This window comes from Corynebacterium tuberculostearicum SK141, from assembly GCF_000175635.1.
Classification (GTDB): domain Bacteria; phylum Actinomycetota; class Actinomycetes; order Mycobacteriales; family Mycobacteriaceae; genus Corynebacterium; species Corynebacterium tuberculostearicum_C.
In genome coordinates, this window is record NZ_ACVP01000023.1 from 19287 (window position 1) to 43799 (window position 24513).

Sequence of the window (24513 nt, forward strand, 5' to 3'; positions counted from 1 at the left end):
AATCCCTAAGCTAGCTCCACGATCTCCATATAGTCATCGGACCACAGGTCCTCATCACCATCGGGCATGATGATCACGCGTTCCGGATCCAGTGCCTTAACCGCACCCGGATCGTGCGTCACCAGCACCACAGCGCCCGTATACGTTTTCAGTGCATCAAGCACCTGCTCGCGCGAAATCGGATCCAGGTTATTGGTCGGCTCGTCTAGCAACAGGACGTTCGCGCGGCTGGAGACCAAGGCGGCTAGCGCAAGGCGCGTCTTCTCACCGCCGGAGAGGGTACCCGCAGGCTGCTCCAGCTTCTCACCGGAGAACATGAAGGCGCCAAGCAGGCTGCGCAACTCCTGCTGATCCGCGTCTGGGCAGGCATCGATAGTGTTTTGCCACACGGACTTATCCGGGTCGATGGTGTCATGCTCCTGCGCGAAGTAGCCGATGCGCAGGCCGTGGCCGCTGACGATGCCACCTTCACCATCGGTGCGTTCCACGCCGGCAAGCAATTTCAACAGGGTGGTCTTACCTGCACCGTTGTAGCCGAGAACAACCACCCTAGAGCCTTTGTCGATAGCGAGGTCTACGCCCACGAAAACCTCCAGCGAGCCGTACATCTTGGTCAGACCCTTGGCATTCATGGGCGTCTTGCCGCACGGCGCCGGCTCGGGGAACTTAATATTGGCCACCTTATCGGCCACGCGGACCTCGTCGAGCTCGCTCATCATGCGTTCAGCACGGTGGAGCATCTGCTTTGCCGCGGCGGCCTTGGTTGCCTTGGCACCGAGCTTGGCAGCCTGCTTTTGCAGTGCAGACGCCTTCTTTTCCGCATTGGCACGCTCTCGGCGACGCCGCGCTTCATCGGTAGCACGGGCATCGAGGTACTTCTTATAACCCATGTTGTAGACGTCGGCCTCGCCGCGGACCGCGTCAAGGAACCACACCTTGTTGCACACGGCCTCCAGCAGTTCGACGTCGTGGGAAATCATAATGAGCCCGCCCTCATGCTTGGACAGGAATTGGCGCAGCCACGTAATAGAGTCGGCATCCAAGTGGTTAGTCGGCTCATCCAAGAGCAGCGTGGTCTGGGATTTGCCGGAGCCTTCAGTAGCTGCAAAGAGGATCTGTGCCAGCTCCACGCGGCGACGCTGGCCGCCTGAGAGGGTCTTGAGCTTCTGGTCTAGGACACGCTGTGGCAGGCCCAAATTATCGCAAATCTGCGCACACTCGGAATCGGCTTCATAGCCGCCGAGCGACTCGAACTGCTCCTCCAAGCGGGAATACTTACGGATAGCCTTATCCCGGAACTTATCGTCCGTGGCCGATTCCATGAGCTCTTGTTGCTTCGCCATGCGGCGCTTAAGATCATCCAGGCCGCGTGCGGAGAGAACGCGCTCGCGCGCCGTTTGCTCGATATTTCCCTCGCGGGAATCCTGGGGCAGATAACCAATGGGGCCCGAGCGAGTCACAGAACCACCATAAGGCTCCGTCTCCCCTGCCAAAATGCGCATGGTCGTCGTCTTGCCCGCGCCGTTGCGGCCGATGAGGCCGATGCGGTCGCCGGGCTGCACGCGGAGGTGCTGCCCGGGGGCGTCGAGAAGCGTGCGCGCTCCTACCCTGACTTCGAAATCATTGGTTACAATCACGAAGAAATAGTCTAGCAATTGACGCGGCCAACGCTAAGACGCACTAACGCCCCCAACAGTCACTTCCCGAATCCGAGAAATGCGCTGTTGGGGGCGTGTGATTAATACGCGATTTTAAACCGCGAAGCCGAGGGCCTGAAGCTGCTCGCGGCCCTCCTCAGTAATCATTTGCGGTCCCCATGGCGGCATCCATACCCAGTTGATGCGGACGGCATCGGCCAGCTTATTGGCCTTGACGATGTCTTCCACCTGCTCTGCAATGACATCGGTCAGCGGGCACGCCGGCGAGGTCAGCGTCATATTGATCATGACGATCTCCTTGCCATTGTCCTCTTCAAACCAAAGATCATAGACAAGGCCCAGGTCAACGACGTTAATGCCGAGCTCGGGGTCAATGACATCACGCATGAATTCGGTGACATCAAAGGCCTTAGAAATCTGCTCTTCAGTCTGCTCCGGGCGCTCGCCGCTGCCGGAGAATGAAGAGTTCTCGTTCTGATAAGGATCTACGGGTTCGGTCATCTAGTTCTCCACTTCAGTTAGTGCATCGGCGGATGCAGCCTGGAAGGCCTTCCAACCGAGGAGCGCACACTTTACGCGCGCTGGGTACTGGGACACACCGGCGAAGGCGACGCCGTCACCGATGAGGTCTTCATCGCCCTCTTCTTGGCCACGAGAGGTAATCATCTTTTCGAACTCGGCCAGCTTCTCATTGGCTTCCGCGAGCGGCAGTCCAACGATCTCTTCAGCCATAACCGAGGTGGAAGCCTGCGAAATGGAGCAGCCTTCCGCGTCATAGGAGACGTCCTCTACGGTCTTGCCGTCGTCCGAAAGGCGCACGCGCAGGGTGAGCTCATCGCCGCAGGACGGGTTCACGTGGTGAACCTCGGCCTGATATGGCTCCCTCAGGCCGGCGTGTTGGGGGTTCTTATAGTGATCCAGGATGACGTCCTGGTACATGGAATCTAGGTTCATGAGGCAACTCCAAAGAATTCGCGGGCAGCCTTGATTGCGTCCACCAGCTTATCTACTTCTTCCTCGGTGTTATATAGGTAGAAGCTAGCGCGGGCGGTGGACTGTGCGCCGCAGGCACGGTGCAGTGGCCACGCACAGTGGTGGCCAACGCGAATGGACACACCGTGGTCATCGAGGACCTGGCCCAAGTCGTGCGGGTGAACGCCTTCCACAGTGAAGGAAATGGCGCCACCGCGATTTTCGGTGGTCTCTGGACCGATGATGCGCAGACCCGGGATTTCCTTGAGCTGGCGCAATGCGCGCTCGGTGAGCTTCTTTTCGTGCGCGTGGATATTGTCCATGCCCACTTCTTCCAAGAACTTCACCGCGGCTCCAAGGCCAACCACCTGGCTGGTCATCTGCGTGCCCGCCTCAAAGCGCGTCGGCGGCTCGGCAAAGGTGGTCTCTTCCATCTTGACGATCTCAATCATGGAGCCACCGGTCAGGAAAGGTGGCAGCTTCTTGAGCAGCTCATCCTTGCCGTACAGCACACCAACGCCGCTGGGGCCACACATCTTGTGGCCGGAAAAGGCCGCGAAATCCACGTCCAAAGCATGGAAATCAACCGCCATGTGTGGCACCGACTGGCAGGCGTCGAGGACAACCATGGCGTCCACCGCGCGAGCACGGCGCACCAGTTCATCCACGTCCGCCACGGCACCCGTGACATTGGATTGGTGAGTAAACGCAACTACCTTGACGGAATCATCGAGCTCGAGCGAATCAAGATCGATACGGCCGTCTTCGGTCATGGAATACCACTTCAACGTAGCGCCGGTGCGAGCACACAGCTCCTGCCACGGCACCAAGTTGGCGTGGTGCTCCAATTCGGTGATGACAACGGTATCGCCCTCGCCCACGTAGAGGTCCCCCGCGCGCTCGTCGCCAAGCACATAGGCAACTTCGTTCAGGGCCTCAGTGGCATTTTTGGTAAAGGCGATCTCGTCGCGGTCCGCGCCCACGAATGCGGCGATAGCTTGGCGCGCGGACTCGTAGGCATCATCGGCCTCTTCTGCCAGTTGATAGGAACCGCGGTGAACAGGGGCGTTCGTGTGCAGCACAAACTCCTCTTCCGCCTTCCATACCGGCAGCGGGCGCTGGGAGGTAGCACCCGAATCCAGATACACCAGTGGCTTATCGCCACGCACCGTGCGCTGGAGAATCGGGAACTGTTCCCTAATTGCGTTTACATCAAATCCAGACATGAATCTTCTTTGGATAGTCGCGGTTGACCGGCCGAGGGTCGGTCCTTACTTGAGGAACTGGTCGTAGCCGTCAGACTCGAGCTGGTCCGCCAATTCAGCGCCACCGGTCTTGATGACGTGGCCGTCAGCGAAGACATGGACGAAGTCCGGCTTCACATAGTTCAGGATGCGCTTGTAGTGGGTAATCATCAAGATGCCACCATTGGTTTCCTTCTGGTAGCTATTGATGCCCTCAGACACGATGCGCAGAGCGTCAACGTCCAGGCCGGAGTCGGTCTCGTCCATGACTGCGAACTTCGGCTTCAGGATATCCAGCTGCATGACCTCGTGGCGCTTCTTCTCACCGCCGGAGAAGCCTTCGTTTACGGAGCGGGAGATGAAGGACTTATCAATCTTCAAGTTCTCGCGGGCCTGGGTAAGCTCCTTGTTCCATTCGCGCAGCTTCGGTGCCTCGCCGCGAATGGAGGTGACTGCGGAGCGCATGAACTGAGAGACCTTTACACCCGGTACCTCAGTTGGGTACTGCATCGCCAGGAAGAGGCCGGCGCGAGCGCGCTCATCGACGGGCATCTCCAGCAGATTTTCGCCGTCGAGAAGCACCTCGCCCTCGGTGACCTCATACTTCGGGTGGCCGGCGATGGTGTAGGACAAGGTGGACTTGCCGGAACCGTTCGGGCCCATGATGGCGTGGATCTCGCCGGAGTTGATGGTCAGGTTAACGCCCTTGAGGATTTCCTTCGGCTCGCCGCCTTCTTCCGTCGGCAGCACCTGGGCGTGGAGGTTCTTAATTTCCAGAGTAGACATAATGTGTGTGGGTTTCCTTCTATGAAAGAGTTAGGCGGAGATCTTTTCCAGTTCTTCGGAAATGCGGTTTTCCAATTCCTCGGACAGGGACTGCACCGGAATACGGTGGATGACCTCATTGAAGAAGCCACGGATGATGAGGCGGCGTGCTTCAGCCTCTGGAATGCCGCGAGACATCAGGTAGAACAACTCGATGTCATCGAAGCGACCAACGGTGGCCGCGTGGCCTGCACCGGTAATTTCACCGGTCTCAATCTCCAGGTTAGGGATTGCGTCCGCGCGAGCGCCCTCAGTCAGGATCAGGTTGTTGTTGGTCTCGTAGGTATCGGTGCCCTGTGCATTGGAGCGGATAAGGACATCGCCTACCCAGCAGGTGCGGGCCTCATTGTCCTTGGTGCCCTGCAGTGCGCCCTTATAAAGGACGTGGGAGCGGCAATTAGGGACGGAGTGATCCACCAACATGCGGTTTTCAAAGTACTGGCCTTCATCAGCGAAGTAGACGCCCAGCAGCTCTGCGTCGCCGCCTTGCTCGGTGAAGTTCACGCGAGGCACGATGCGTACCACCTCGCCGCCAAAGATGGCGGAGTTGTGGCGCAGCACAGAATCGCGGCCGAGCTGTGCCACGTGGTTAGACAGGTGTACGGCATCGTCTTCCCAATCAACGTCAACGACGACGGTCAGGTGAGCGCCATCGCCCACGATGAACTCGACGTTATCTGCGTGGGTGCCAGAGCCGACGTACTTCAGGATGACGGTGGCTTCCGCGTGGTGGCCTACCTCGATGGAGGTAGCGCCAAAGGAAGTTACGCCCTCGCCCTTGCCGGTGTAGGTAATGACCACGGGCTCTTCCACCTGAGCCTCAGCGTCAATGGTGACAACCTGGCCCTCAGGCATAGAAGTCCACGCCTGTGCCGCGACGCGGTCAGACGGGGTACCAACGCGGCCCAAGCGCTCGTCATCGCGAGCGACGGTCTCGGAGCTTACGCCTGGATGTTCGCTCACGGTGACGTCCTGTGCCACTGCCTCAGCGAACTCGCCATTGTGGAGTCCACGGAGCTTGCGCAGGGAGACAAAGCGCCACACCTCATCGCGGCCGTGCGGCACCGGGAAGTCCTCCACGTTGGTGGAGGTAAAGACGTCACCCTTGGTGATCTTATCCGGATTGAATTCGTTCGAAGCGACCATTTTCTTTAGCCGACCGATCCTTCCATTTGCAGTTCGATGAGGCGGTTGAGCTCGAGGGCGTACTCCATCGGCAGCTCCTTAGCAATCGGCTCAACGAAGCCACGCACGATCATCGCCATTGCTTCTTCTTCCGCAATACCGCGGGACATCAGGTAGAACAGCTGCTCCTCAGAAACCTGGGAAACGGTTGCCTCATGGCCCAGCGTGACGTGGTCATTGCGGATGTCGTTATACGGGTATGTATCCGAACGCGAGATATTGTCCACCAGCAACGCGTCGCACTCGACGTTAGAGGTGGAATGGTGCGCGTTCTGATTAACCTGCACCAAGCCGCGGTACGCGGCGCGGCCGCCGGCACGGGCAACCGACTTGGACACAATATTGGAAGAAGTGTGCGGGGCCATGTGAGTCATCTTGGCGCCCGTGTCCTGGAACTGGTTCTCACCAGCAAAAGCAACGGAAAGAACCTCACCCTTGGCGTAAGGACCGGTCATCCATACGGCTGGGTACTTCATGGTGACCTTGGAGCCGATGTTGCCGTCGACCCATTCCATGGTGCCGCCTTCTTCTACCTTGGTGCGCTTGGTCACCAAGTTGTAGACGTTGCTGGACCAGTTCTGAATGGTGGTGTAGCGGCAGCGGCCGCCCTTCTTCACGATGATCTCTACTACCGCGGAGTGCAGGGAATCAGACTTGTAGATAGGAGCGGTACAGCCCTCGACGTAGTGAACATAAGCGTCCTCGTCGACGATGATGAGGGTGCGCTCAAACTGGCCCATGTTTTCCGTGTTGATGCGGAAGTAAGCCTGCAGCGGAATATCTACATGCACGCCCTTGGGCACGTAGATAAAGGAACCACCGGACCACACTGCGGAGTTCAGCGCGGAGAACTTATTGTCACCGGCTGGGATAACGGTGCCGAAGTATTCCTTGAAAAGCTCAGGGTAATCACGCAGTGCGGTATCAGTATCGACGAAGATGACGCCCTGGCTTTCCAGGTCCTCACGGATCTGGTGGTAGACAACCTCGGACTCATACTGGGCTGCCACACCGGCAACGAGGCGCTGCTTCTCAGCCTCTGGAATGCCCAACTTATCGTAGGTGGCCTTGATGTCGTCCGGGAGGTCTTCCCAGGTCTGGGCCTGCTCCTCAGTGGACTTCACGTAGTACTTAATCTGGTCGAAGTCGATGCCAGACAAATCCGCGCCCCAGGTGGGAACGGGCTTCTTATCAAAGATGTTGAGTGCCTTCAGACGCTGGTTAAGCATCCATTCCGGCTCGCCCTTCTTGGCGGAAATATCGCGTACTACATCTTCATTCAAGCCGCGGCGAGCAGAAGCACCAGCCGCGTCCGAGTCGTGCCAGCCGTACTCATATGCACCAATGGAATCAATGATTTCATCATCGGTCATCTTGTTTTCGGGTGCCGATTGTGCCTGGGTCATGACTCGCTCCTTTCAGTATCTGTATTAACGGGTGTCAAGGGGATGTTCGTGGTACAGATCCCGTGACCGCCAGCAATGGAGGCCAAAGGTTGTACGTGTTTGCCTAATAGAGCAGAAAAGACTTCTTGTTCCGCCTCACACAGCTCCGGATGCTCGGCCGCCACATGGGAGACCGGACAATGATGCTGACAGATTTGCACTCCCTGACCAGCGCGGTCCACCGTGGCGGCATACCCGTGTCCGTCCAAGACCTCAGCCAGCTTACGGGCCACGTCCTCTACAGATTCGCCCTCTTCTATCAAGGGACGCACATCTGCAACGAGTCGCTCGAAGCGGACCTTGGCAAAGCGCTTAACAGCCTCAGACCCGCCGACGGCGCGTAGTGCCGTCAAGGCATCAGAGGCCAAATCATCGTAGGCGTGGCCGAATTGCGCTCGGCCACGATCGGTGAGGCGGAAATGTTTGGCTGGTCGCCCGCGACCAGAGCCGCTACCCGCTGAACCGCGGGTAACTGGGCGGCGGCGCACAACCTCCGTCAATTCCTCTTCCACCAAATTGTCTAAGTGCCGGCGGATTCCGGCAGCAGAAAGGCCAAGGCGTTCACCCAAGTGGGAAGCGGTAACGGGCCCGTCCTTCAGCAGCAACAGCATCACTTGCCGGCGGGTATCGCCATCCGTAGTGCGGGATTCCTTAGCCGCCTTGTGCGTAGTTTCTACGCGCTGAGGTGTGCTCATGCCGGGACCTCCCTTCGTGCTTCGCTCACTTACAGCCGCCCTGCAGCCGGCTCCCGTAATTCCGAGAGTCGCGCCGCAGTCCAACTGCGCCTCCTTTATTAGACAACACTAGTGTTCCTTAATTCATTCCGGAATGCCACCATTGGCCTTTCTTCGGCGTGGCACGGGGGTGGCTAACTCCCCTCATCGCCACAACTGGCGGTGCTGCGCGCGTTAAAAGGGCGGGCCTGCTGGGGTTGGGGCGGAGGATTCGCGTAAGGTCTTAACCCATGACAGGCAAATTCCGCGGCTTCCTTTCCGGCGTCAAGGCCGAGCTGCCGCAGCTGGGCACCGCTGGTTCTCGGTCTGCGCGACTACACGCCGAGGACACCGGAGCCGCGGAGCCTGATTCTCGTTTTGATTTTGTCCCCGCCAATGCGGATGGCCTAAAGCGCACCACCACCGCACAGTGGCGGACATTTTTTATCCTGCGCTGGGTGGGCACAGTTGGATCCCTGCTTATCGCCTTCGGCGCGTTGGGCGCCGGTGCCCTCCCAGTAGTGGGAAACCCTTATGACAACGTGCCTTTTGGCTCCCTCATGTCCCGCATGCTGCAGACCTCTTCTGCCATAGTCATGGTGGGAGTAGGGCTGTTGGTGGCCGCCTGGGTGTTCCTTGCCCCTTTTGTGGGCACTCCGCTGCGCCAACCCCAGGAAGGTTCGCTCACCCCAACGCGCGCCCGCCGGCTCGTGACCACCCACCAACTGTGGCGCACGTGGGCCGGCTGGGTCATCCCGCTGATTTTTACCGCCCCGCTCTTTACCCAGGACATCTACTCCTACTTGGCCAACGGTTCCATCGTGATGCAAGGCATGGATCCCTATTCTGCAGGACCGGTGCAATTGCTTGGCGCGGGTGATGAGCTCGCCCGATCCGTACCGTTTATCTGGGCCAACTCCCCCTCCCCTTATGGCCCCGTAGCACTCGGGCTCGCTGGAGTGGTGAGCGCAGTTACCTCTAATTCCATCCTCTTGGGAGTAATCGCCCACCGGCTCTTATCCATCGCCGGCATCATGCTTGCTGGGTGGGCAATCAGCTGTCTCGCGCGGCGCTGCCGGGTATCTCCAGAATCTGCCCTGTGGCTCGGCATTCTCAACCCACTGACCATCTTGCACCTGGTGGGCGGAATCCATAATGAATCCATCATGCTGGGCCTGCTCTTGGTGGGTATGGAGCTGGGCCTGCGGGGCGTCGACAAGCTAGAAAAGTCCACGCGCAGCGCCTACCTAGCACTCATTGCTTCTGGAGTTTTCCTGTCCTGCGCCGGAATGGTCAAGGTTACCGGCTTTATCGGGCTGGGCTTTGTAGGGATGGCATATGCCCGCCACCTGATAGACAAGGAGCGTGCATCACGCTGGAAGGCCTTGGCCTACGCCATTGCTCTGCAGCTAGTCATTTTAATTGCAACCATCGCCCTTATTAGCGCCCTGACCGGCATTGGCCTGGGGTGGATCACAGGACAAGGCGGGGCGGCCTCCATCCGCTCGTGGCTTTCTACCTCCACCGCCGTAGGCGTGGGTACCGGCTTTATCGGAATGCTACTGGGCCTAGGTGACCACACCGAAGCTATTCTCACCGTAACCCGTACCTTTGGTGTGCTGGTGGCAGTAGCTTTCATGGCCCGCATGCTCTTTGCAACGTTGCGCGGCCGCATCCACCCTGTGGGAGGACTCGGCACCGCCTCCTTAGTGCTGGTTATCTTCTTTCCCGTGGTCCATCCGTGGTACATCCTGTGGGCGGTACTGCCTTTGGCTGCATGGGCCAACCGGCTTATCTTCCGGTTCTGCGTCGTGGCTTATTCGGCAGCTATGAGCTTCTTTGTGCTGCCACGCGGGCTCGGGTTGCCGCCCAGCACCATCATCGTCATCTATGTGTCGGCAGCCTGCACTTTCGCAGTCATCGCCACCCTGTGGTGGGTTGCAGTGCGGCGCAGCGGAATCCGTGTCCTAAACTAATCCCACGTGAATTCCATTTCAGCCGATCGCCCAGCCCTCACCGTGGACAACGTGGTGAAAAAATATGGCTCCACCACCGCCGTTAATGGTCTAAGCCTTAGCGTTGCCACAGGTGAGGTCTTTTGCCTCCTTGGCCCTAATGGCGCCGGAAAGTCCACGACGATTGAGATGTCAGAGGGTTTTATCCACCCCACCAGCGGCACGATCGACGTCCTCGGGCTAGACCCGAGTTCCGCACCGGACAAGGTGCGCGAAAAGGTCGGCATCATGTTGCAGGGTGGTGGTTCCTACTCCGGCATCCGTGTTCTGGAAATGCTTGAACTTTCCGCTAGCTACAGCGCCCATCCCCTCTCCCCGCGCTGGCTACTGGAAACGCTCGGGCTGGAAGGGGTAGCCCGGACTCCCTATCGCAGACTCTCCGGCGGGCAGCAGCAACGGCTTTCCCTCGCCCTAGCAATCATCGGTCGGCCCGAACTAGTTTTTCTCGATGAGCCCACCGCTGGCATGGATGCACAATCCCGTTTGGCGGTCTGGGACCTTGTTCGAGCCCTTAGGCACGATGGCGTCACCATTGTTCTTACCACCCACCTCATGGATGAAGCGGAGTCACTAGCGGACCGAGTGGCCATCATGGATCATGGCGAGCTCGTAGCCCACGGCACTCCCGCGGAACTTACCGCCCAGTCGGACTCGGCAGGGCTTAGTTTCAGCACCGATATCGATGTTGATGTGGAGGCTCTGGCTAAGGCTGGAATTCGAGCGACCAAATCGCGACCGTTGCACTACCGCTTAACCCAGGCCGGCACGCCCGAGACGATTGCCGCGCTGAGCGCCGAACTTGCCCGCCAAGGAGTCCTGCTGCGGCGCTTAGACGCAGCCCACCGCAACTTGGAGGAGGTCTTCCTTGACCTCACCGGGCGCCATTTGCGCAGCTAGCTGCGCCCTCCGCCAAGATCGAATTCAATCAACTGCGTTGCGGAAAGAAGCCACCACATGAGCACTACCTTTAAAACTGGAACCTTTACCCCGGCCCCTAAACGGGCCAGCGCCGGCGCCATGTTGCTTGCGCAAGGAAAGATGGAAGCAAAACTCATGCTGCGCCACGGCGAACAGCAATTGCTCAGCGTCATCATTCCGCTGGCCCTGCTCATAGGCGCGGCCCACTTAGAGTCCCTTACCGGACATGGCCTGCACGAGGTATTTCCCATGGTGCTTGCAGTAGCGGCCACCTCCGCAGGCTTTACCGGTCAGGCCATTTCACTTGCCTTTGACCGCCGCTACGGAGCCCTTAAACGCACCGGCGCGTCCGGTGTGCCGGCTTGGGCCATCATTGGCGGCAAGATCCTCGGCGTACTCACCATGGTGGTATTCCAAATCCTCGTCCTGGGTATAGCGGCCTATATTCTGGGCCTCCGCATCAGCCTGGGCGGGGTGCTGCTCATGATTCTTTCGCTATTTTTTGGCGTTGCGGCTTTTACCGCCATGGGGCTGTTGCTCGGCGGCACCCTCAGTTCTGAGGTAGTGCTCGCGCTGGCCAACCTCATCTGGTTTCTGCTCCTCGGCGTAGTCGGCTGGACCCTCTACTCCCAGGGCCTTGGCGATAATGGCATCCTCAACGCGGTGCCGACCGTCGCCCTAGCAGGCGCGCTTACCGACGCCTCTAATTCCACCTTTCCCGGCCTCGAGCTCCTATCCTTGTTGGCGTGGCTAGCGGTGGCGTCGTTCGCTGCGGTCCGTTGGTTCCGCTTCGATGGCTAAATGTGACTTTTGTCCGGTTCCTTTCGAAACCAGAGGAATTTTTATGCCCAAAATCTCCCGACTAGTAGGATGCAATGCGTGAATTACTGGACGAAGATCAAGCGCTTCTTTAAGGAAGCCGCCCCTACACTGCAACAGCAGCGCCTCATCGCGCTCATCCTCCTCTTGTGCCAGGGTGGCATCACCGTGTCTGGTTCCATTGTCCGCGTGACCGGCTCGGGATTGGGCTGTCCCACCTGGCCGGAATGCCAACCAGGCTCCCTTGTCCCTATGGAAGGCGCTGCGCCTGCTCTCCACCAGGCCATCGAGTTTGGTAACCGCCTGCTTACTTTCGTCGTATCCGCAGCGGCAGTCGCCGCTGTCATTGCTATGCGTATGGCGCGTCGCCGCGCAGAGCTCAAGGTGTACGCATGGCTCAACGTCGCCGGCATCGTCCTGCAGGCGGTCATTGGCGGCATTTCTGTCCATCTGGACCTTCGCTGGTGGTCCGTGGCTCTGCACTTCCTGCCTTCCATGCTCTTGGTATGGCTGGCGGCAATGCTTTATTCCCGCATTCTGGAACCCGATGACGGGACGCCGCGCGCTCGCTTCCCTCAGGCGATCCGCCTCCTTGCAGCGGTCGCTACCGTTGCCCTGAGCATTGTGCTCATCACCGGCACGATGGTTACCGGTTCGGGCGTTCACTCTGGCGATTCCGGGGTGGGAATGGAAGGCCGCCTGCAGGTAGATACCGAAGCCATGGCCGTCACCCACGCCATGTGCATGTACGTCTACCTGACGCTAACGGTTGTTACCGTCTTCCTGCTTTACAAGAACCGGGCGCCACAAGATGCCAAGAAGGCTGGCTGGGTCCTCGTTGTATGCATCCTCATTCAGTGGGCAGTAGGCGTTTACCAGTTCTACATGAGCATTCCGCGCTGGACTGTCCCTTTCCACATTGCGCTCTCCTCCTTCGTCACCGCGTATACCGCCCTGCTGTGGGCGCACGGTGTACGCCGCACCGACGGCACCGCAGATCTCATCACCGGCTCTCCCAGCGGCGATGAAAAGTACGCCGCGCGCCAAGCCTCTCTCGAACGGGAGCGCGCGAACGCTTAACCCATAACGCTCACGGCCGGCCGAGGTACTGCACTCGGCCGGCTTTTTGCGCTAGCCTGGCTATATGCACGCAATTCAGGTCACAGAAACCGGCGGACCAGAAGTACTTCGCTATACCGAAGTACCCGCCCCCACCCCTAATGACGACGAGGTTTTGGTGGACGTCATCATGGCTGGCGTCAACTACATCGATACCTATTATCGTGAGGGTATCTATAACGCGGCCACCCCGTTCATTCCCGGATTCGAAGGCACCGGGCGCGTAGTCCACGACCCCAAGGGGGAAATTGCCGAGGGCACGATGGTGGCCTGGAACCAGGCTTTTGGCTCCTACGCCGAGCAGGTGTGCGTCCCACGCGAGGGACTAGTGGCGGTCCCGGATGATTTCCAGCCAGAAGTCGCTGCTTCCATGTTGCTGCAAGGCATTACCGCACACTACTTGGCGCATGGCGTTTATCAACTGGGTGAAGGCGCTTCCTGCCTGATTACCGCCGGCGCCGGCGGTGTCGGCCAGATCCTCACCCAAATGGCATCGTCGCTCGGCGCTACCGTCTATACGGTGGTTTCCACGGACGAAAAGGAAGAACTCTCCTACGCAGCCGGTGCGGATAAGGTATTTCGCTATGGCGACGGACTCGCCGAGCAGGTACGTCGCTACAACGGTGATAGGGGCGTTGACGTAGTTTACGACGGCGTCGGCAAGGCGACCTTCCACGAGTCACTCGAAGCAGTACGCCCCCGTGGCACCGTCGCGCTCTTCGGCGCCGCCTCTGGCCCAGTTGAGCCTATCGACCCCCAACTGCTGAACAAGCATGGGTCCATCTTCCTTACCCGGCCTTCCCTCGGCGCATGGACAGCCCAAGAAGGCGAGTTCCAAATGCGTGCCCAGGCGGTCGTCCAAGCTGTTATCGACGGCGATCTGAGCTTCAACGTCACGGCCTCCTACCCACTGGAAGATGCCGCTGCGGCCCACCGCGATCTCCAAGAGCGCAAGACTACCGGTTCCATCGTGCTGCGCGTCCAAGCTGGCGATAAAGCCTAAACCCACCCACGAACACCAAAAGCGCGGGAAAGCATTTGCCTTGCCTTCCCGCGCTTTCTGGTTCCTATCCTAGGTATTTGGGCACAGTTAAAATAACGTGGCCGACCAGCCGAGCATCCGGCCTAGTGGCTCCCAGCCCAATACTGCGTCGATGGACAACCCGATAAAGAGCACCGACAGATAGTTATTGGAGTAAATGAACAGGCGCATCGGCTTAACCTTGGCACCGTTCTTGACTCCCTTGTGCAGGCGGATAGCCATCCACAGGAATACCGCGCCGGAGGCAAGTGCTGCGGCCAAGTAGATCCACGAGGCAGCGGGGACGATAAGTAGGGTCACGATAACCGTGCCCACGGTATACCACACGATCTGTCGAGTGACTTCCTTCTCATCGGCCACTACGGGCAGCATCGGCACGCCGGCCTTGCGGTAGTCTTCCTTGTACTTCATGGCCAGCGCCCACGTGTGTGGCGGGGTCCAGAAGAAGATGATGAGGAAGAGTACGATTGCCTGCCACCAGCGGTCAGGTTCTCCAGCAGGAGCGTTATCCCGGATAACTGCCCAGCCGACCATCGCCGGCATGCAGCCGGCCAAGCCGCCCCAGACAATGTTTTGGGCATTGCGCATCTTCAAAAACTTGGTGTAGACGAAGACATAGAAGAAGTTCGTCAAAACCACGAAGAAGGCCGCCAGCCAGGAATGAGCTAGGACGCCCAACCACAGCACGGAGATAATGAGCATTATCCACGCGAAAATTGCTGCGTTTCGCTTGGAAATCTTGGCCCTTACCAGTGGTCGGGCCCTGGTGCGCTGCATTTTTTGATCCAGCTCGTAATCCACGACGTTATTGAACGTGTGGGCGGCAGCAGCGCCCATCCAACCGCCAAAAATGGTCGACACGATAAGCCAGATATTGTCTGAAACGGCCTCCACACCGCGTTGCGCTTGGAGCATCGCCGGGATTGCGGCCACGAGGAGGAGCTCAATGATCCTCGGTTTCGTTAGCGCAAAATAGGCCTTGATGGTCTCCAAGGGATTCCTCCACTATCTGAACGTTGGTGAACTGTGCCCCGCGCACTTCCTGCGCACGGTCACCCCTAGCGGTCGCACATGCCCGTGAAAAAGTTCCAGTTCTCTCACTCACAATTTTCGGCGCAGGGGCGAAAGACTACAGGCCTATGGCCGCTAGATTCAGTGCGCGCTCTAGCGCCCGCGCGCACTCCACTTAGCCATGCCAGCATACCTTTTATGCCTAGCTTTCTATAATTGCGCACCGCCGGTTAGAAAATTACTAGACTGAATAAAGTTAAGTACTTTTTGCCTAGACGTAAGCGAGGCTTTCCAGTGTCGAAAGATAAGTTGTCCCCAGAACTCCAAACTATGGTCGAGCGCCGTTATCCGGAGGATTGGTCGGAGTTTGACACCCGCGCCGTCGACACCGTGCGAGTTCTAGCCGCAGATGCTGTACAAAAGTGCGGTTCCGGCCACCCCGGTACGGCAATGTCCCTCGCTCCCCTCGCCTACACCTTGTATCAGCGCGTCATTAACCATGATCCCGCCGATGTGCACTGGGCCGGCCGCGACCGCTTCGTTCTATCGGTTGGTCACTCCTCCCTCACCCAGTACATCCAGCTCTACCTGGGCGGCTTTGGTTTGGAAATGGACGACCTCAAGCAGCTACGTACCTGGGGTTCGCGCACGCCCGGCCACCCTGAGGTGCACCACACCGATGGCGTGGAAATCACCACCGGACCCCTTGGCCAAGGCTTGGCTTCCTCCGTGGGCATGGCCATGGCCGCACGAAAGGAGCGCGGGCTTTTCGATCCAGAGGCACCGGCCGGCGAGTCTCCCTTCGACCACTACATCTACACCATCGCTTCCGATGGTGACCTGCAGGAGGGCGTAACCGCTGAGGCCTCTTCCCTGGCGGGTACGCAAAAGCTGGGCAACTTGATTGTCTTCTGGGACGATAACCGCATCTCTATTGAGGACGATACGAATATTGCTTTCAACGAAGACGTGGTCGCCCGCTACGAGGCCTACGGCTGGCACGTCCAAACGGTCGAATCCGGCGAAGACGTCGTAGCTATTGAGGAGGCCGTCAAGGCCGCACAGGCAGAGACCGAGCGCCCTTCCTTCATCCGCGTGAAGACCGTCATCGGCTACCCGGCCCCGAATAAGATGAATACCGGCGGCGTTCATGGCGCTGCGCTGGGCGATGACGAAGTTGCTGCCACCAAGGAGGTCTTGGGCTTCGATCCGGAGCGCAGCTTCCACATCGACGACGAGGTCATCGCACACACCCGCAAGCTGCGCGAGCGCGGCGCCGAAAAGCACGCCGCGTGGCAGAAGAAGTTCGACGAATGGGCTGCGGCTAATCCGGAGAATAAGGCACTCTTTGACCGCATGCAGGCGCACGAATTGCCGCAAGATTTCGACGCTGAATTGCCGGTGTGGGAACCGGGTGAATCCTTGGCCACCCGCAAGGCTTCTGAGGCCACCATCCAAGCCTTGGCCGCTTCCCTTCCTGAGATGTGGGGTGGCTCTGCTGACCTTGCCGGCTCCAATAACACCGTGATTAAGGGCGCGGACTCCTTCGGCCCCGCAGCCATTACCACCGATATGTGGTCGGCTCAGCCGTATGGCCGCAACCTCCACTTCGGCATTCGCGAGCACGCGATGTCTGCGATCATGAACGGTATTGCTCTGCACGGCAATACCCGCGTTTACGGCGGCACCTTCCTTATTTTCTCCGAGTACCAGTACCCCGCTGTCCGCCTGGGCTCGTTGATGTCTACCGATACCTACTATGTCTGGACCCACGACTCCATCGGCTTGGGCGAGGATGGCCCGACCCACCAGCCGGTAGAGACCCTTTCTGCCCTTCGCGCTATCCCGAACCTGTCCGTTATTCGCCCGGCCGATGCCAACGAAACCGCTCAGGCTTGGGCCGCAGCGCTCGAGTACAAGGCCGCACCAAAGGGCCTGGCACTGAGCCGCCAGGGACTGCCGGTACTGGAAGGCACCAAGGAAAAGGCACATGAGGGCGTGCGCCGCGGCGCTTATGTTCTGGTGGAAGAGTCCAAGGAAACGCCAGACGTGATCCTCATCGCTACCGGCTCTGAGGTGCAGCTTGCCGTCGCCGCCGCTAAGGAACTGGAGGCCGCCGGAACTGCCACCCGCGTTGTCTCCGCACCGTGCCTTGAGTGGTTTGATGAGCAAGATGACGCATACCGCGAATCCGTGCTGCCTAGCGAAGTACAGGCCCGCGTGTCCATCGAAGCCGGCATCGCTATGCCGTGGCACAAATACACCGGTTCCTTCGGCCGGACCATCTCCATCGAGCACTACGGCGCCTCCGCTCCTGCGGGCGAGCTCTTTGAGAACTTTGGCTTCACCACCGCAGCGGTTGTTGAAGCGGCGCAGGAATCGCTCGCCGCCGCGAAGAAGTAAACCTCCAGGACTGGATAAGGAGTAATCATGAACCACATTTCCGAACTTGCCCAGCTGGGAACCTCAACCTGGCTCGATGACCTTTCTCGCGAGCGCCTAGTATCGGGCAATCTCGAGGAGATAATTTCCACGAAGTCCATCGTGGGAGTTACCACCAACCCGGCTATTTTCGCCGCAGCGATGACCAACGGCACCGCCTACGACGCCGAGCTTTCCACGTTGAAGGAAGCCAAGGCTTCCGCGGATGAGGCGGTGTACGCATTGGCTATTGAGGACGTCAAGAATGCCTGCGACCTCTTTGCAGATATCTACTCCTCTACCAACGGCGCAGATGGCCGCGTGTCCATCGAGGTCGACCCGCGCATTTCTGATGACGCTAACGCCACCCTTGAACAGGCGCGTGAGCTGTGGTCCAAGGTTGATCGTCCCAACGTGATGATCAAGATTCCGGCCACCACCGGCTCCCTTCCGGCCATCGAAGATGCCCTGGCAGAGGGAATCAGCGTCAACGTCACCCTTATTTTCTCCGTGGATCGCTACCGCGATGTCATTGAGGCTTTCCGTACCGGCCTCAAGCGTGCCGCCGAAGCTGGCAAGGACGTCTCTACCATTCACTCCGTGGCTTCCTTCTTTGTTTCCCGTTTGGATACCGAAGTAGATAAGCGCTTGGAAGCTATTGGCAGCGAGATTGCTCTGGCACTGCGGGGTAAGGCGGGCGTCGCCAATGCACAGCGCGCCTATGCCCTCTTCCAGGATGCCTTGCTTGACGACGCCGACTTGCCGGAGGGCGCCAACCTCCAGCGTCCACTGTGGGCATCTACTGGCGTGAAGAATCCGGAATACCCAGCCACCTTGTACGTATCTGAGCTGGCTGGCCCACATACGGTCAACACCATGCCGGAAAAGACCATCGATGCGGTTCTCTCCGAGGGCAACCTCCACGGCGATGCCCTCTCTGATAGCCGCGAGGCTGCAGAAGGCGTCTTTGCCCAGCTAGAAGAGGTTGGCATTGATTTCGATGATGTCTTTGCAGTGCTGGAGCGCGAGGGCGTAGATAAGTTTGTCGCCGCGTGGGAGGAACTGCTTGCTTCCATTGAGGAGCGACTCGCGTAAACTAGCCGTGTGACTTGTGCCCCGCCGAGAATTCGGCGGGGCATTCTGCCGCTAGAATATTAGCGAGCTTAAAGCCCATAAACTCAGGAAGGATTCTTCGTGACCGACTCAGCCGCTTGGGTCAACCCCTTGCGCAATGCCAGCGACAAGCGATTGCCGCGAATCGCAGGACCCGCGGGCATGGTCATCTTCGGCGTTACCGGTGACCTAGCATATAAAAAGCTACTGCCCGCCATCTACGACCTAGCGAGCCGTGGTCTCCTCCCCGCTGGCTTTACCCTTGTGGGTTATGGTCGCCGCGACTGGGACAAGGTCGCATTCTGTGACTACGTTCGCTCAGCCGTCATCGCTGGCTCACGTACCGAGTTCAATGAAGATGTCTGGCAGCATCTATCCCAGGGCATCGAATTTGTACAAGGCTCTTTCGACGACGCTGGATTCGATCGCCTCTCGGCGCGTTTGGGCGAGCTAGATCGCGAGCGCGGCACCGGCAGCAACTGGGCATACTACCTTTCGGTTCCACCGGAATTCTTCTCCAATATCTGCCACCAGCTGGAGCGGGTGGGCATGGCCAACTCCGTCGAGGACTCGTGGCGCCGAGTAATCATTGAAAAGCCTTTCGGCCACGATCAAGAGTCTGCCCGCAAGCTCAATGAGATTGTCAACGCCGTCTTCCCTGAGTCCGCGGTGTTTCGCATTGACCATTATTTGGGCAAGGAGACGGTGCAAAACATCATGGCTTTGCGCTTTGCCAATCAGATTTTCGAGCCCATGTGGAACGCCCACTACATCGATCACGTCCAAATCACCATGGCCGAAGATATTGGTCTGGGCGGCCGCGCTGGCTACTATGACGGCATCGGTGCGGCTCGCGACGTCATCCAGAACCACCTGCTGCAGCTTTTGGCTCTGGTTGCGATGGAAGAACCGTCCTCCTTCGAGCCTGAGGCCCTGCAGGCAGAAAAGGTCAAGGTGCTGCGCGCTACCCACGCCGTGCACCCACTCAATAAGACTACAGCTCGCGGCCAGTACTCCGCCGGCTGGCAAGGCTCCGAGTTTGTCAAGGGCTTGCGCGAAGAAGAAGGCTTCGATCCGGAGTCCACGACGGAGACCTATGCAGCCTGCACCTTGGAAGTAAACTCTCGCCGCTGGGGAGGAGTACCCTTCTACCTGCGCACGGGCAAGCGCTTGGGCCGGCGCGTGACCGAAATTGCGCTGGTATTCAAGGCAGCGCCAAATCAACCATTCGTTGACGGCCAGACCGATGCGCTGGGGCGAAACGCCGTAGTCATCCGCGTACAGCCGGATGAGGGCGTCACCATGCGCTTTGGTTCCAAGGTGCCCGGCTCCACCATGGAGGTCCGCGACGTCAATATGGACTTTGCTTATGCTGAGGCCTTTACCGAGGAATCTCCGGAAGCATACGAGCGATTGATTTTGGATGCCCTCCTCGATGAGTCCTCGCTCTTCCCCACCAACGAAGAGGTAGAGCTTTCCTGGTCGATTTTGGATCCCATCATCGATTACTGGGCCGAAGCAGGCCAGCCGGAGGAATACCGCGCTGGCACGTGGGGCCCGGAATCCGCCGATAGAATGTTGCGCCGCCGGGGCCACTCCTGGCGCCGCCCATAGGAGGGACGCAGACAATGATTATTCCATTGCCCAACACCACTACGCGTGAAATCTCCAAGAAGCTAGTAGAGGCCCAAGAGCATTACACCCTTACTACCGGCCGAGTACTTACCCTAATCGTGGCGGCCCGCGAGGACGATGATCTGGAAAACATCCTGTCCTCCGTGCGCGATGCCTCCCACGAGCACCCGTCGCGCGTTCTGGTCGTCGTGACGGGCGACCCGCAGGCAGATACCCACCTAGATGCGCAGCTGCGCGTGGGTGGTGAGGCAGGTGCCTCTGAGATGGTCATCATGAAGTTGCACGGCGCTTTGGCGAACCAGGACGAGGCAGTCGTTACTCCACTGCTGCTTCCCGATACCCCCTTGGTCGCCTGGTGGCCTACCTTGTGCCCGCCTGACCCAGCTTCCAGCTCGGTGGGCAAACTGGCTCAACGCCGCATCACCAACGTTGCCCATGACGGACGCGTCACTGGCGAAGATCTGCGCACCTTATCCGCCGGTTACACGCCGGGCGATTCCGATATGTCCTGGGCCGCCATCACTTTGTGGCGCGGCGTCGTGGCCTCCGCATTGGACCGCCATCCTCACGAGCCCGTGCAGTCCGTCGAAGTGGCGGGACCTGCGGGCCACCCAGCCCCAGACTTCGCGGCCGGATGGCTCCTCGATCGTTTGGCAGTGCCCGTCCACCGCACTGTCACCGACTCTCAGGAGCCGCACTTCCCAGTGACCCACTTGCGGTTTAACCGGGAAACGAGCCACGTCGACGTAGATGTCGTCGACGAGCGCACGGTGCGTGTGTGCGTTCCAGGTTCCCCGGATTCCTTGGTGAGCCTTAGCAAGCGCTCCCAAGCTGAGGTTCTCTCTGAAGAATTGCGCCATCTGGATGCCGATAAGACTTATGCGCAAGCGCTCCGTGCGCTAGCCCAAGTAGACTACAGTAAGCAGTAAAACGGCTTAACTCTGATTCTTTGCAAAGGATAGCGATACCTCATGGTAACTCTTCACCGCGTAAGCGATGTGGATGACCTTATCTCCCAGGCCGCGCTGAAATTCGTGGATACCGTAGCGCGTATCCAAGCCGCCGGTGGCGGGCTCCACCACGATGGGGTCGCGCGAGTTGTCCTAACCGGCGGCGGCGCTGGAATTGGCGTTCTTCACGAGCTGGCCCGTTTGGATTTCGCGGCACAGCAGCAAGGCGAGGACTTTCCAGCCCAGCGCATCGATTGGTCGCGCGTTCACGTCTTTTTCGGCGACGAGCGTAATGTGCCCGTCTCTGACGCAGATTCTAATGAGGGTCAAGCACGCAGTGCCCTGCTCAACCACGTAGATATTCCGGACCAGAATATTCACGGTTTTGATCTGGGCGCGGTGTCCATGGAAGCCGCGGCGAGCGCCTATGAACCGGAGCTGAAGGAATTTGCCCCAAACGGCTTCGACCTCCATCTGCTAGGCATGGGCGAAGAGGGCCACATCAATTCCTTGTTCCCCCATTCTGAGGCGGTTCGGAAACAAGAAGAGCTAGCTGTTCCCGTTCATGACTCTCCCAAGCCGCCGAGCGAGCGGATTACCCTTACTCTTCCCGCAGTCAACAAGTCTGATCGTATCTGGCTTCTTGTAGCAGGCGAGGCCAAGGCGGAAGCTGCCAAGCACGTCGTTGAAGGCGCTGAAGCCGAAGAATGGCCGGCTGCAGGCGTGCACGGTAAGGAGGAGACCATCCTCTTCCTTGCCGATGACGCCGCATCCGAGCTCTAGGCACGGCCGCCTAGCGCGCAGCCGAGCCATACTTGAGGCTCGGCGCCAAGAAAAAGCGCCGGTACCGCTTCCCCGCCCACAGTTCCCATAGGGAACCGAGAGGTTGGAAGCCGGTACCGGCGCTTTCGCTATTCCAGCTGGTGGCTTAAGCGAATGCCTGGATGAGGTTGAGGCCTACGATGCACGCAAGCCAGATAATTACCATGACCACGGTGTAACGGTCCAGGTTCTTTTCCACGACGGTCGAGCCGGACAGGTTCGACTGCACGCCACCGCCGAAGAGGCTGGACAGGCCACCACCTTTGCCCTTGTGCAGCAGCACAAAGATGGACATCAAAATAGCTGCGATGACCAAGATGATTTCCAGTGCCAAGACCATGAGGATAATCCTTATTTCTAACGTGCGCCCCTGCGGTTGACTCTCGCCACCCGCTAGCGCGGAATCGAACTTTTAAGCTTCGCGTACAGCAAAGCAATCACACCGGCCCACTGTACACGATGGCGCGGGCTGGAACCATTCCAACCCGCGCCTTTGCGCGAACCTGTGATAGGTGATAACTCCTGTTAGCTCAGGGCATTAGCTGCGTTGGCAGCCAACTTGGCAAACTCCTCGCCGACCAAGGAAGCGCCACCGATAAGGCCGCCGTCGACGTCAGGCTTGCTGACGATCTCTGCAACGGAATCAACCTTGACGGAACCGCCGTAGAGAATACGGATACCTGCAGCAACCTCCTCGCCTGCGAGCTCCTTTACGAGCTCACGGATGGCGGCGCAGACTTCCTGGGCATCGTCTGCAGAGGCAACTTTGCCGGTTCCAATCGCCCAAACTGGCTCGTAGGCGATGACGGTCTTGGCAAGCTGGTCTGCGCTCAGGCCAGCCAAAGAATTGCGGGTCTGGTTGACCACGTAGTCCACGTGGGTACCGGCCTCGCGTACAGCCAGCGGCTCGCCTACGCACACGATAGGGCTGATGCCATTGTCCAATGCTGCGGCTGCCTTTTCTGCAACGAGCTTATCGGTCTCGCCGTGGTACTGACGGCGCTCCGAGTGGCCCACGACCACCCAGCTGCAGCCGAGCTTGGCCAGCATCTTGCCAGATACTTCACCAGTGAATGCGCCGGACTCATGCTTAGAGATATCCTGCGCACCGTAGGTGACCTGCAGCTTGTCACCTTCTACCAGCGTTTGGATAGTGCGAATATCAGTAAACGGGACCATGTAGGCCACGTCGACCTTCTCGTAGTAGTCCTTTGGCAGGGAGAAGGCGAACTTCTGAACGGAGCCGATGGCCTCGACGTGGTCGAGGTTCATTTTCCAGTTACCTGCAATAAGTGGGGTGCGTGCCATGAATATTTCCTCTCTTTTGGCAAGTTGATCAGGCAGTTTTAGGCTTCCAGGACAGATACGCCCGGAAGCTCCTTGCCCTCGAGGTACTCGAGGGAGGCGCCGCCACCGGTGGAGATGTGGCTGAAGCCGTCCTCGTCCAAGCCCAGCATACGCACGGAGGCAGCGGAGTCGCCCCCACCGACGACGGAGAAGGAACCGTTGTTTGCGGTGGCGTCGATAATAGCCTGCGCTACACCAGCAGTGCCCTTGGAGAAAGCTTCCATTTCGAATACGCCCATCGGGCCGTTCCAGAAGACGGTCTTGGAAGAAGCAAGAACCTCTGCAAATTTTTCCACGGACTTTGGTCCAATATCCAGAGACATCCAGCCCTCAGGGATGCTATCGAGCTCGACCACCTGGGTCTCTGCATCCGCCGCGAACTTGCTTGCAGCAATCAGATCAACCGGAAGCACCAGCTTGTCACCAAAGCGCTCGAGCAGGTCCTTGCAGTTTTCGATCTGATCTTCCTGCAGCAGGGACTCTTGAACGTTGTAGCCCTTGGCAGCCAGCAGGGTGTAGCACATGCCGCCACCAATGATGACCTTGTCTGCCTTGCCGGCCAGTGCTTCAATCACGCCGAGCTTATCCGAAACCTTGGCGCCGCCGAGGACGACCACGTACGGGTGCTCCGGCTCCTTAGCTACCGTGGACAGAACCGACAGTTCCTTTTCTACGAGCTTGCCTGCGTAAGCCGGCAGGCGCTTAGCGACGTCATACACAGATGCCTGCGCACGGTGGACAACGCCAAAGCCATCGGAAACAAAAGCGCCGTTATCGGCTGCCAGAGCAACGAGCTCGTCAGCGAACTGGCCGCGCTCAGCCTCGTCCTTGGAGGTCTCACGAGGGTCGAAGCGGACGTTTTCTACCAACATCACGTCACCATCGTTGAGGCCGTTGGCACGCTCATGAGCGTCTTCTCCGGTGACGTCGCCGGCTAGGGCAACGTACTGGTCAAGCGCTTCAGACAGCGCTTCAGCTACTGGAGCCAAAGAGAACTTAGGGTTTACCTCACCCTTTGGACGACCCAGGTGAGCGGAAAGAATGACCTTTGCGCCACCTTCTACCAGTGCCTTGATGGTCGGAAGAGAAGCGTTAATACGTCCGGGATCGGTAATGTTTCCCTCTTCATCAAGTGGAACATTGAAGTCAGAGCGGACGAGGACGTGGCGGGATTCGACGCCCTCCTTGAGAAGATCGTCAAGTGTCTGGAAAGCCATTATTTACTCCTTAATTAATTCGGACGGGTTAAAAGGCTATAG

At 58.9% G+C, this 24513-nt stretch carries 22 protein-coding genes; 10 read left to right on the forward strand and 12 right to left on the reverse strand.

Annotated elements, in window-relative coordinates; translation table 11 throughout:
• Positions 1 to 5: 5 nt before the first annotated feature.
• From CORTU0001_RS06585 to CORTU0001_RS06620, 8 genes are all read right to left on the reverse strand, one after another.
• Entirely contained in the window at positions 6 to 1637 is a 1632-nt protein-coding gene (locus tag CORTU0001_RS06585; protein WP_005328391.1) for an ABC-F family ATP-binding cassette domain-containing protein, read from the reverse strand.
• A gap of 114 nt (positions 1638 to 1751) precedes the next feature.
• On the reverse strand, positions 1752 to 2159 hold the full coding sequence (locus CORTU0001_RS06590; protein ID WP_005324830.1) for a metal-sulfur cluster assembly factor: 408 nt from the start codon (positions 2157 to 2159) through the stop codon (positions 1752 to 1754).
• Complete coding sequence (gene sufU, locus CORTU0001_RS06595; RefSeq protein WP_005324831.1) at positions 2160 to 2612, reverse strand: Fe-S cluster assembly sulfur transfer protein SufU; 453 nt, start codon at positions 2610 to 2612, stop codon at positions 2160 to 2162.
• Positions 2609 to 3856 carry a cysteine desulfurase gene (locus tag CORTU0001_RS06600; RefSeq protein ID WP_005324833.1) on the reverse strand — a complete coding sequence of 416 codons (1248 nt, stop codon included), beginning with the start codon at positions 3854 to 3856 and terminating at the stop codon, positions 2609 to 2611. Before CORTU0001_RS06600 ends, sufU begins: the two co-directional genes overlap by 4 nt.
• A 45-nt stretch (positions 3857 to 3901) precedes the next feature.
• The gene (gene sufC / locus CORTU0001_RS06605) at positions 3902 to 4660 is read right to left on the reverse strand and encodes a Fe-S cluster assembly ATPase SufC (RefSeq protein ID WP_005324834.1); all 759 of its coding nucleotides are present in this window, start codon (positions 4658 to 4660) and stop codon (positions 3902 to 3904) included.
• A gap of 30 nt (positions 4661 to 4690) precedes the next feature.
• On the reverse strand, positions 4691 to 5845 hold the full coding sequence (sufD, locus tag CORTU0001_RS06610; RefSeq protein ID WP_005328395.1) for a Fe-S cluster assembly protein SufD: 1155 nt from the start codon (positions 5843 to 5845) through the stop codon (positions 4691 to 4693).
• A gap of 5 nt (positions 5846 to 5850) precedes the next feature.
• A complete protein-coding gene (sufB, locus tag CORTU0001_RS06615; RefSeq protein ID WP_005324837.1) occupies positions 5851 to 7290 on the reverse strand; it encodes a Fe-S cluster assembly protein SufB in 1440 nt (479 codons plus the stop codon).
• Entirely contained in the window at positions 7287 to 8024 is a 738-nt protein-coding gene (locus CORTU0001_RS06620; RefSeq protein WP_005328398.1) for a helix-turn-helix transcriptional regulator, read from the reverse strand. The genes sufB and CORTU0001_RS06620 overlap by 4 nt, the downstream gene beginning before the upstream one ends.
• 269 nt (positions 8025 to 8293) lie before the next feature.
• Between CORTU0001_RS06620 and mptB the strand changes: the two genes are divergently transcribed.
• The 5 genes from mptB (at position 8294) to CORTU0001_RS06645 (ending at position 13916) form a co-directional block, all read left to right on the forward strand.
• Positions 8294 to 10018: a polyprenol phosphomannose-dependent alpha 1,6 mannosyltransferase MptB gene (gene mptB / locus CORTU0001_RS06625; RefSeq protein WP_005328401.1), complete on the forward strand. Its 1725-nt coding sequence runs from the start codon at positions 8294 to 8296 to the stop codon at positions 10016 to 10018.
• A 6-nt stretch (positions 10019 to 10024) separates the two neighbouring features.
• Positions 10025 to 10954, forward strand: a complete 930-nt coding sequence (locus tag CORTU0001_RS06630; RefSeq protein WP_005328403.1) for an ABC transporter ATP-binding protein — start codon at positions 10025 to 10027, stop codon at positions 10952 to 10954.
• 57 nt (positions 10955 to 11011) lie between these two features.
• Positions 11012 to 11776: an ABC transporter permease gene (locus CORTU0001_RS06635; RefSeq protein ID WP_005328404.1), complete on the forward strand. Its 765-nt coding sequence runs from the start codon at positions 11012 to 11014 to the stop codon at positions 11774 to 11776.
• Between the two features lie 69 nt (positions 11777 to 11845).
• Positions 11846 to 12874, forward strand: a complete 1029-nt coding sequence (locus CORTU0001_RS06640) for a COX15/CtaA family protein (protein WP_034668402.1) — start codon at positions 11846 to 11848, stop codon at positions 12872 to 12874.
• A gap of 64 nt (positions 12875 to 12938) precedes the next feature.
• Positions 12939 to 13916, forward strand: a complete 978-nt coding sequence (locus CORTU0001_RS06645) for a quinone oxidoreductase family protein (protein ID WP_005328406.1) — start codon at positions 12939 to 12941, stop codon at positions 13914 to 13916.
• An 87-nt stretch (positions 13917 to 14003) separates the two neighbouring features.
• On the opposite strand, the gene CORTU0001_RS06650 is transcribed toward CORTU0001_RS06645, so the two are convergent.
• Positions 14004 to 14948 (reverse strand): heme o synthase, encoded by a 945-nt coding sequence (locus tag CORTU0001_RS06650; RefSeq protein ID WP_005324847.1) that lies wholly within the window; start codon positions 14946 to 14948, stop codon positions 14004 to 14006.
• Positions 14949 to 15296: 348 nt separating this feature from the next.
• On the opposite strand from CORTU0001_RS06650, the gene tkt reads away from it, so the two are divergent.
• The 5 genes from tkt to pgl all read left to right on the forward strand — a co-directional run bounded on the left by tkt (position 15297) and on the right by pgl (position 21868).
• Positions 15297 to 17369: a transketolase gene (tkt, locus tag CORTU0001_RS06655; RefSeq protein WP_005328407.1), complete on the forward strand. Its 2073-nt coding sequence runs from the start codon at positions 15297 to 15299 to the stop codon at positions 17367 to 17369.
• Positions 17370 to 17396: 27 nt separating this feature from the next.
• A complete protein-coding gene (tal, locus tag CORTU0001_RS06660; protein WP_005328408.1) occupies positions 17397 to 18482 on the forward strand; it encodes a transaldolase in 1086 nt (361 codons plus the stop codon).
• A gap of 99 nt (positions 18483 to 18581) precedes the next feature.
• Positions 18582 to 20114, forward strand: coding sequence for a glucose-6-phosphate dehydrogenase (zwf, locus tag CORTU0001_RS06665; RefSeq protein ID WP_005328410.1), 1533 nt, complete (start codon positions 18582 to 18584; stop codon positions 20112 to 20114).
• Between the two features lie 14 nt (positions 20115 to 20128).
• The gene (locus tag CORTU0001_RS06670) at positions 20129 to 21064 is read left to right on the forward strand and encodes a glucose-6-phosphate dehydrogenase assembly protein OpcA (protein ID WP_005324852.1); all 936 of its coding nucleotides are present in this window, start codon (positions 20129 to 20131) and stop codon (positions 21062 to 21064) included.
• Positions 21065 to 21106: 42 nt separating this feature from the next.
• A complete protein-coding gene (gene pgl, locus CORTU0001_RS06675) occupies positions 21107 to 21868 on the forward strand; it encodes a 6-phosphogluconolactonase (protein ID WP_005328413.1) in 762 nt (253 codons plus the stop codon).
• Positions 21869 to 22013: 145 nt separating this feature from the next.
• On the opposite strand, the gene secG is transcribed toward pgl, so the two are convergent.
• From secG to CORTU0001_RS06690, 3 genes are all read right to left on the reverse strand, one after another.
• A complete protein-coding gene (secG, locus tag CORTU0001_RS06680; RefSeq protein ID WP_005324856.1) occupies positions 22014 to 22247 on the reverse strand; it encodes a preprotein translocase subunit SecG in 234 nt (77 codons plus the stop codon).
• A 185-nt stretch (positions 22248 to 22432) separates the two neighbouring features.
• Positions 22433 to 23215, reverse strand: a complete 783-nt coding sequence (gene tpiA, locus CORTU0001_RS06685) for a triose-phosphate isomerase (protein ID WP_005328415.1) — start codon at positions 23213 to 23215, stop codon at positions 22433 to 22435.
• Between the two features lie 38 nt (positions 23216 to 23253).
• A complete protein-coding gene (locus tag CORTU0001_RS06690) occupies positions 23254 to 24471 on the reverse strand; it encodes a phosphoglycerate kinase (protein WP_005328416.1) in 1218 nt (405 codons plus the stop codon).
• Positions 24472 to 24513: the final 42 nt, after the last annotated feature.